Annotated in this window: 6 protein-coding genes; 2 read left to right on the top strand and 4 right to left on the bottom strand. The window is 63.8% G+C overall.

Annotated elements, in window-relative coordinates; genetic code table 11:
- Positions 1-122 precede the first annotated feature (122 nt).
- The 4 genes from PMI26_RS03870 to PMI26_RS03890 all read right to left on the bottom strand — a co-directional run bounded on the left by PMI26_RS03870 (position 123) and on the right by PMI26_RS03890 (position 5910).
- Positions 123-1283 (bottom strand): iron-containing alcohol dehydrogenase, encoded by a 1161-nt coding sequence (locus PMI26_RS03870; protein WP_007979259.1) that lies wholly within the window; start codon positions 1281-1283, stop codon positions 123-125.
- A 3-nt stretch (positions 1284-1286) separates the two neighbouring features.
- On the bottom strand, positions 1287-2678 hold the full coding sequence (locus PMI26_RS03875; protein WP_007979257.1) for an aldehyde dehydrogenase family protein: 1392 nt from the start codon (positions 2676-2678) through the stop codon (positions 1287-1289).
- Between the two features lie 7 nt (positions 2679-2685).
- Entirely contained in the window at positions 2686-4059 is a 1374-nt protein-coding gene (locus PMI26_RS03880) for a glutamine synthetase family protein (protein ID WP_007979256.1), read from the bottom strand.
- A 261-nt stretch (positions 4060-4320) separates the two neighbouring features.
- Positions 4321-5910 carry a winged helix-turn-helix domain-containing tetratricopeptide repeat protein gene (locus PMI26_RS03890; protein ID WP_033048307.1) on the bottom strand — a complete coding sequence of 530 codons (1590 nt, stop codon included), beginning with the start codon at positions 5908-5910 and terminating at the stop codon, positions 4321-4323.
- Positions 5911-6126: 216 nt separating this feature from the next.
- Here PMI26_RS03890 and PMI26_RS03895 point away from each other — a divergent pair, with 216 nt between their 5' ends.
- Together PMI26_RS03895 and PMI26_RS03900 are read left to right on the top strand one after the other, a co-directional pair.
- On the top strand, positions 6127-6879 hold the full coding sequence (locus PMI26_RS03895) for an SDR family oxidoreductase (RefSeq protein WP_007979248.1): 753 nt from the start codon (positions 6127-6129) through the stop codon (positions 6877-6879).
- Between the two features lie 44 nt (positions 6880-6923).
- Complete coding sequence (locus tag PMI26_RS03900; protein WP_007979246.1) at positions 6924-7337, top strand: cupin domain-containing protein; 414 nt, start codon at positions 6924-6926, stop codon at positions 7335-7337.
- Positions 7338-7578 lie beyond the last annotated feature (241 nt).

Below are 7578 nucleotides of genomic sequence, written 5' to 3'. Positions count from 1 at the left end.
GATTCAGGCGGCGATTGAACTCCCCCCTGTAGGGGCGAGCCTGCTCGCGATGGACTTGAGGACGACGCGGGGTGTCAGGCTCCCCGCGTCATCGTTGACGTCCATCGCGAGCAGGCTCGCTCCTACAGACGGCCGTGAAGTGCCGCGTCGAAAATCTTTGCCACGCCGTCCCGGGTCAAGGGCAGCGGGTTGCCACCTGCCGAGGGGTCGACAATCGCCATGTCCGCGATCAGGTCGGCCTGCCGGTCATCCACGCCCAGTTCAACCAGGGTATGGGGCACGCCGATGTCCTTGCGCAGCTTGAGGACGAAGGCCAGGAAACTGTCGAACCCCGGCGAGGGCAGGCGCAGGTACGCCGCCAGGCGGGTGATGCGCTCCTCGATGGCCGTGCGATTGAATTGCAGGACATAGGGCATGAAGGTGGCGTTGGTCATGCCGTGATGGGTGTCGTACAGCGCACCCACCGGATGGGAGAGCGCATGCATCCCGCCCAGGCCTTTCTGGAACGCCGTGGCGCCCATGGCCGCCGCCGCGAGCATTTGCGCGCGTGCCTCGAGGTCCGACGGCGTGTGTACCGCTTTCACCAGGGCGTTGGCCACCAGGCGCATGCCTTCCACCGCAATGCCATCGGCCAGGGGATGAAAGCCGGGGGCGCAGTACGCTTCCAGGCAATGGGATAATGCGTCCATGCCCGTGCCCGCGGTGACCTTGGCGGGCATGCCGACGGTGAGGGCCGGGTCACTGATGACCACGCGCGGCATCATTTTCGGGTGGAAGATGATGCGTTTGGTGTGGGTGCGCTCGTCGATGATCACCGCCGCACGCCCGACTTCCGAGCCGGTCCCCGCCGTGGTCGGCACGGCAATGACCGGGGCGATGCGGCTGTCGTCGGCGCGGGTCCAGTAGTCGCCGATGTCTTCGAAGTCCCAGACCGGGCGGGTCTGGCCGCTCATGAAGGCAATCAGCTTGCCCATGTCCAGGCCACTGCCGCCGCCGAAGGCGATCACACCGTCGTGTTTGCCGGCGCGCCAGGCGTCGAGCCCGCCGGCCAGGTTGGCTTCCACCGGGTTGGGCTTGAGGTCACAGAACAACGCCACACCCAGGCCGGCGGCGCGCAATGAGTCCAGTGCCGCCGTGGTGATCGGTGTGCGCGCCAGGCCGCTGTCGGTGACCAGCAAGGGTCGCTCGATACCCTGGCTGCGACAGACGTCGGCCAGCTCGGCGATGCGCCCGACGCCGAACCGAACGCTCGTGGGGTAGTTCCAGTTTCCAGTCAGGTTCATGGTCTACACCTCGTGACGCAGATGAAAGGATTTGGCCCGGGTCAGGTGCTCGTAGCCCAGTGGCGACAGGGTGACGCCACGCCCGCTGTTCTTCACGCCGGTCCAGGCCAGCGCCGGGTCCAGGTAGTCGCAGCGGTTCATGAACAGTGTGCCGGTGGCGATCTGGTTGCCCAGGCGTTCGGCCGCTGCGAGGTCCCGGGTCCAGATGGACGCACTGAGCCCGAACTCACTGTCGTTCATCAAGGCAATGGCCTCGTCATCGCTGGCCACCGGCATGATGCCGACCACCGGGCCAAAGCTTTCGTCGCGCATGACCGACATTTGATGGCTGACATCGACCAGGACCTGCGGCGCGAGGTAGGCGCTGCCCGGCACGTCGGCGGGAAAGGCCTGCGGATCGATCAGCGCCGTCGCGCCCTGTGCGAGCGCTTCGGCGATCTGGCCACGAACGAAAAAGGCGGCCCCCGGTGTCACCATCGGACCGAGGGTGGTGGCTTCGTCCAGCGGGTTGCCCAGCACGTACTGGCGGGTCAGTTCGGCGAAGCGCTCGACAAACACCGGGAAGATTTTCTGGTCGACGTAGATGCGCTCCACGGCGCAGCAACTCTGCCCGGAATTGAAGAAGCTGCCGTCCACCAGGTTTTCCACCGCATGTTCGAGGTTGGCGTCAGCCCGCACGTAGGCCGGATCCTTGCCGCCGAGCTCCAGGCCCACGCCGATGAAGCGTCCCGTGGCGGCGCTTTCCATGGCCTTGCCGGCATCGACTGAACCGGTGAAATTGACCTGCTGTACCCGGCCCGAATCAATGATCGCGGCGGTCTGCCGATGATCGAGCAGCAGGTTGTGGAACAGGCCATCCGGCAGATGGGCACGGCGCATGGCCTCGGCGAAACGCTCGCCCACCAGCAGGGTTTGCGACGCATGCTTGAGGATCACGCTGTTGCCCGCCATCAGCGCCGGGATGATTGTGTTCACCGCGGTCAAATAGGGGTAGTTCCACGGCGCGACCACCAGCACCGTTCCCAGCGGCTCGCGCTTGATGTAGCGTCGAAAACCCGCCACAGGTTCCGGCTCTATATCGGCCAGCGCTTGCGGTGCGATGGCGATCATGTGCCGGGCGCGTTCGGCAAATCCGCGCAGTTCGCCGGCGCCATAGCGCACCGGGCGACCCATCTGCCAGGCCAGTTCCGGCACGATGTCGGCCTGCATCGACAACATCGCGTCCACTGCGGCGCTGCACAATGCTGCGCGTTCGCTCAGTGAGCGGCGCTGCCATGCCGCCTGTGCGCTGGCAGCGGAGGTCAGCGCCTGCTCGACCTGCGCCGCATCGGCCATCTCTCGTTCGACGTACACCCGGCCATCGACCGGGGAGATCAATTGCACCTTCGCAGTCATGATGTTCTCAATAGCGCTCGAAGCCGCGCTGCAGTTCCCAGTCGGTGATTCGCCGGTCGTACTCTTTCTGTTCCCACTCGGCGGTGTGCACGTAATGGTCGACCACCTCATCGCCGAACGCCTCGCGCAACATGGCGGAGGCCTTGAGGGCGGCGCTCGCATCGCGCAGGGTCTTGGACACTTCCGGCAAATGCTCGTCCTGGTAGGCATCCCCTTCGAATGGCGGCACGAGATCGAGCTTTTCGTCGATGCCGGCCAGGCCCGCCGCGATCAACGCGGCGAAGGCCAGATAGGGGTTGAGGTCGGCGCCGCCGATGCGGCATTCGATGCGGATGGACTTGCTGCCTTCGGCACACAAGCGAAAGCCCGCGGTGCGATTGTCGCGGCTCCACACCGCCCGCGTCGGCGCAAAGGTGCCGGCCTGAAAGCGCTTGTAGGAGTTGATGTAGGGCGCGAGAAAACAGGTGATGTCGTTGGCGTATTTGAGCTGCCCGGCGACCCAGGCACGCATCAGTTTCGACATGCCGAACTCGGCTTTCGCGTCGAAGAACAGCGGCTTCTTCGCGTTCTTGTCCCACAGCGAATTATGGATGTGACTGCTGGAACCGGCGGCGTCGTAACGCCACTTGGCCATGAAGGTGATCGCCTTGCCCTGCAACTGCGCGATCTCTTTGCAGGCGTGCTTGATGATGACGTGGTGGTCGGCCATGGTCATCGCATCGGCGTAGCGGATGTTGATCTCTTCCTGGCCCGGGCCCCATTCGCCCTTGGAGTTTTCCACGGGAATGCCCGAGGCCTGCAGATGCTTGCGAATCGCCCGCAGCACCGGCTCTTCACGGGTGGTCTGGAGGATGTTGTAGTCCTCGATGTAATGGCCGGCGGTTTTCGGTTTGTGATAGTTGCGTTTGTGGATCGCCTCGTAGCTCTCATCGAACAGATAGAACTCGAGTTCCGAGGCAAACATGCCGGTATAGCCACGCTCGCGCAGACGCTCGACCTGCTTTTTCAGAATCGCCCGCGGGCTGTGGGGCAGGTCCTGGCGATGGTGATGATCGAGCACGTCGCACAGCACCAGCGCCGTGCACTCAAGCCAGGGCACGCGTCGCAGGGTGGACATGTCGGGCTTGAGCACGAAATCGCCGTAGCCCTTGCTCCAACTGGCCGCGGCGTAACCCGGCACCGGCTCCATGTCGATGTCGTCGGCCAACAGGTAGTTGCAGCAATGGGTTTCTTCGTGGCCGCTGTCGATGAAAAACTCGACCTGGAAGCGCTTGCCGACCAGGCGTCCCTGCATGTCGACCATGCAGACCAGCACGGTGTCGATTTCGCCGGCGGCAGCGGCGCGTTTGAGTGCATCAAAGCTGAGGAGGGGCTCGGTCATCACGGCAATCCTGCGTGAAAGGTTTTGGCCAGTCTGAGATCGCTGTTGCAGACGCTCTCCAGAAACACCCAAAACCTGCAGAACCGAGCATCATGAGCAACGAGTTGCTCAAAGCTTAGCCTACCGTAGCAATGTGCAACTATTGTAGGAGCGAGCTTGCTCGCGATGGACTTGAGGACACCGCGTTTAATCAGGTAACCCGCGTCATCGTTGACGACCATCGCGAGCAGGCTCGCTCCTACAGGTCAGGGGGGGGCGTGTTTACTCCGGCAATCCCGCCAGGCGCAATCCCTCGACGAAACGGGCGAAATCCTCAGGCCTTTGAATGGGCAGCCAGTCCTTGAGAGCGCACAGGCGCAAAGAGGGATTCAGCGCTAGCAGGCGTTGCATCGCCAGATTCGCTTTGTCCATTCGACCACCGAGCGCGTGACTGGCCGCCACCAGTGCCGCGGCGACCAGCAGGCTGGGCAGGTTGCCCAGCGCCTTGTCCGCCCAGGCCGCAGCGGCATCGAAGTCCCCGGCGAAGAAATGCGCGAGCGCCATGCCGACCTGCATCCTGAACATTTCCGGGTCCAGCGGGCTCAAGCGAACGGCATGGTTCAGGTGCTCGATGGCCGCGTCCGTTTCACCGCGCAGCGCCCGCAGGATACCGCCCAGGAACCAGGCGGGGGCGAGGTTGGGGTTGAGCAGGCGTGCCCGGTCGAGCAGTGCAATGCCGCCGTCGACTTCACCGGCGAGATGGGCCAGCGCATGTCCGCCCCGGGTCAACGCGACGGCATCATCGCGGCCGAGGACCACCGCCAGCCGCGCCAGCCGTATGCCCTCGGCGATTTCTGCAGGCCGATCGCTCATCCAGCCATTGAGCTTGCGCCAGAAGTGGCACCAGGCGGCCATGCCATAGGCCGAGGCAAATTCCCCATCGAGCTCGATGGCCTGGTAGAACATCGGCAGCGCCTGCTCGATGGCTTCCCGGCCGCCGCTGTGTAGTTTGGCCATGCCCCGCAGGTAGTAGTCGTAGGCGTCCAGGCTATCCGTCGGCTTGCGCTTGGCGCGTTCGATTTCTGCCCGCTCCAGTTGCGGCGCGATCGCGCCGACGACGCTTTCGGTGATTTGGTCCTGCAGCTCGAAGATATCGTCCAGCAGGCCTTCGAAGCGCTCGGCCCAGAGGTGCGTACCGCTTGTCGCGTCGATCAGTTGCCCGGTAATGCGCAGCTTGTTCCCGCTCTTGCGCACGCTGCCTTCGAGCACGTAGCGCACGCCCAGCGCCTGGCCAACGCCTTGGGCGTCCACCGTCTGGCCCTTGTAGGTGAAGCTCGAGTTGCGTGCGATGACGAACAGCCAGCGAAGACGCGACAGGGCGGCGATGATGTCCTCCACGACGCCGTCGGCGAAGTATTCCTGCTCCGGATCGCCGCTCAGGTTCTGGAAGGGCAGAACGGTGATCGAGGGTTTTTCCGGCAGGACCAGCGCAGGGGAGGGGGTTGGCTTCGGGGCGGTGGTCGGGTGTTCATCGCTCTCGGGCTGTCGCGTTTGCCCGGTCGAGTCGCCATTGATCCGGCCAACGAAGCGGTAGCCTTTGCGGGCGACGGTGCGTACCAGGCGCTGCTCCTCACCGGTATCGCCGATGGCCTTGCGCACGGCATTGATGTGGCTGGTGATCGTCGATTCCGAAACGATCCGGTCGCCCCACACCGCCTTGAGCAATTCGTCCTTGCTGACGACGCGGTCGGGATTGTTGACGAACAGCAGCAACAGGTCGAAGACCTGCGGTCCGACGGCCACGACTTGCCCGCGCAGGGTCAGTTCCCGGCGCTCCTGATCGAGTACGTAATCTTCAAAGCTGAATGGCAAGACGGGCATCCCCGGGCGGCTGGTTGTGACTGCAAAGAATGATACGGCAGCTCGTCAGCCGCTGCACCGTCAGCGGCAAGGGAGGTTGGACAACCGTCAGTTGCCTTGGACAAAAATCCAAGCGCTCTCCAAGGCAAACGCAAGGACTTGCCTGACCCGTGAAGGCAATCTCTCCATACCGACGCAATGGTTGCCGTCGACAAGTGGAGAACAGTCATGAAGATCGTCGTCATCGGAGGCTCCGGCCTCATCGGATCGAAACTTGTGAACACCCTTCGCGAGCGCGGCCATGATGCGCTCGCCGCCAGCCCCAGCTCGGGCGTGAACAGCATCACCCGCGAAGGCCTGGCCGCAGCGATGGATGGTGCTGACGTGGTGGTCGACGTGGCGAACGCGCCGTCGTGGGAGGACCAGGCCGTTCTCGATTTCTTCCAGACCTCCAGCCGTAACCTGCTGGCCGCCGAAGCGGCTGCCGGGGTTCGTCATCACGTGGCCCTGTCGATTGTCGGCAGCGAACGGCTTCCCGATACCGGTTATTTCCGGGCCAAGGTCGCGCAGGAGGCCCTTATCAAGGCATCCAGCATTCCCTACAGCATTGTGCGTGCCACGCAGTTCTCCGAGTTTGCCGGCGGCATTGTCCAGTCGTTCACCGTTGGCGATGAGATTCATGCGTCGCCGGCGCTGATCCAGCCGATAGCGTCCGACGACGTGGTAGCGGCGCTGGCCGATGTCGTGCTGGCAGCACCGCTCAATGGCACGGTTGAAGTGGGCGGCCCGGAAACCATGCCGATCGACGAACTGGCCAGGCGCTATCTGCGAGCCACCCAGGACAGCCGCAAGGTCGTGCCGGATGTACATGCCCGTTACTTCGGCGCCGTGCTCGACGATCAATCGCTGGTCACCGGCAAGAACGCACGCCTGGGGGCGATTCGCTTCGACGACTGGCTGGCCCGGTCGACAGCGCAGTAACGCATCGCACCCTTACATTTCCCTACCCATCCAGGAGAAACCCCATGGTTACCCGATTGCTAATGGCCGCTGTCTTCGCCGCGCTCTCGATCAGCGCCGCCTCGGCCGCCGAGCCGCCTCCCGGCAAGGTGACGGTGGTGTTCGACCGTCCCATTCCCAACATCCCCGGCAAGAGCATGAGGGGCGTGGTCGTCGAGTATGGGCCGGGTGCCGCGTCACCGGCCCACACCCATCCGAAAACGGCCTTCATCTATGCAACGGTGCTGGAAGGCTCGTTTCGCATCCAGGTCAAAGGCCAGCCGGAAAAGATCTACAAGGTCGGCGAAAACTTCGTAGAGGAGCCGGGTTCCGTGCACCTGGTCAGCGCCAACGCCAGTGACACTCAACCGGCACGCCTATTGGCGGTGTTCGTCCTCGACACCGAGGAAAAGGTGCTCGTCACCCCCATCAAGCAGTGAGCCGATCAACCCGCTCAGGAAGGCTCGACAGCCGGGCGGCAGAGCACTGTTGGCCGGTCACCGCTGGAGTTTCAGGTACTGAACACGAAAAAGCCCGGCTGCTGAGGCCGGGCTTTTCGTTGAGTCCTGCGGTAAAGCACTGCATTCAGACAGCGCGGTTTTCGATCAGGCGATCGGAACCGCCTTCAGCAACACGTTTTTCCAACAGGCGATCCGAACCGCCTTCGGCCACACGATTCTC

The sequence above is a fragment of the Pseudomonas sp. GM33 genome (assembly GCF_000282295.1).
Taxonomy (GTDB): domain Bacteria; phylum Pseudomonadota; class Gammaproteobacteria; order Pseudomonadales; family Pseudomonadaceae; genus Aquipseudomonas; species Aquipseudomonas laurylsulfatiphila.
The sequence above is the reverse complement of the archived record's forward strand: the minus strand, read 5'-3'. Positions and strand labels throughout refer to the sequence as shown.

Excerpts from the sequence above, each read along its gene's own strand:
- PMI26_RS03900 (WP_007979246.1), top strand. The coding sequence starts at position 6,924 with ATGGTTACCCGATTGCTAATGGCCGCTGTCTTCGCCGCGCTCTCGATC.
- PMI26_RS03895 (WP_007979248.1), top strand. The coding sequence starts at position 6,127 with ATGAAGATCGTCGTCATCGGAGGCTCCGGCCTCATCGGATCGAAACTT.
- PMI26_RS03880 (WP_007979256.1), bottom strand. The coding sequence starts at position 4,059 with ATGACCGAGCCCCTCCTCAGCTTTGATGCACTCAAACGCGCCGCTGCC.
- PMI26_RS03875 (WP_007979257.1), bottom strand. The coding sequence starts at position 2,678 with ATGACTGCGAAGGTGCAATTGATCTCCCCGGTCGATGGCCGGGTGTAC.
- PMI26_RS03870 (WP_007979259.1), bottom strand. The coding sequence starts at position 1,283 with ATGAACCTGACTGGAAACTGGAACTACCCCACGAGCGTTCGGTTCGGC.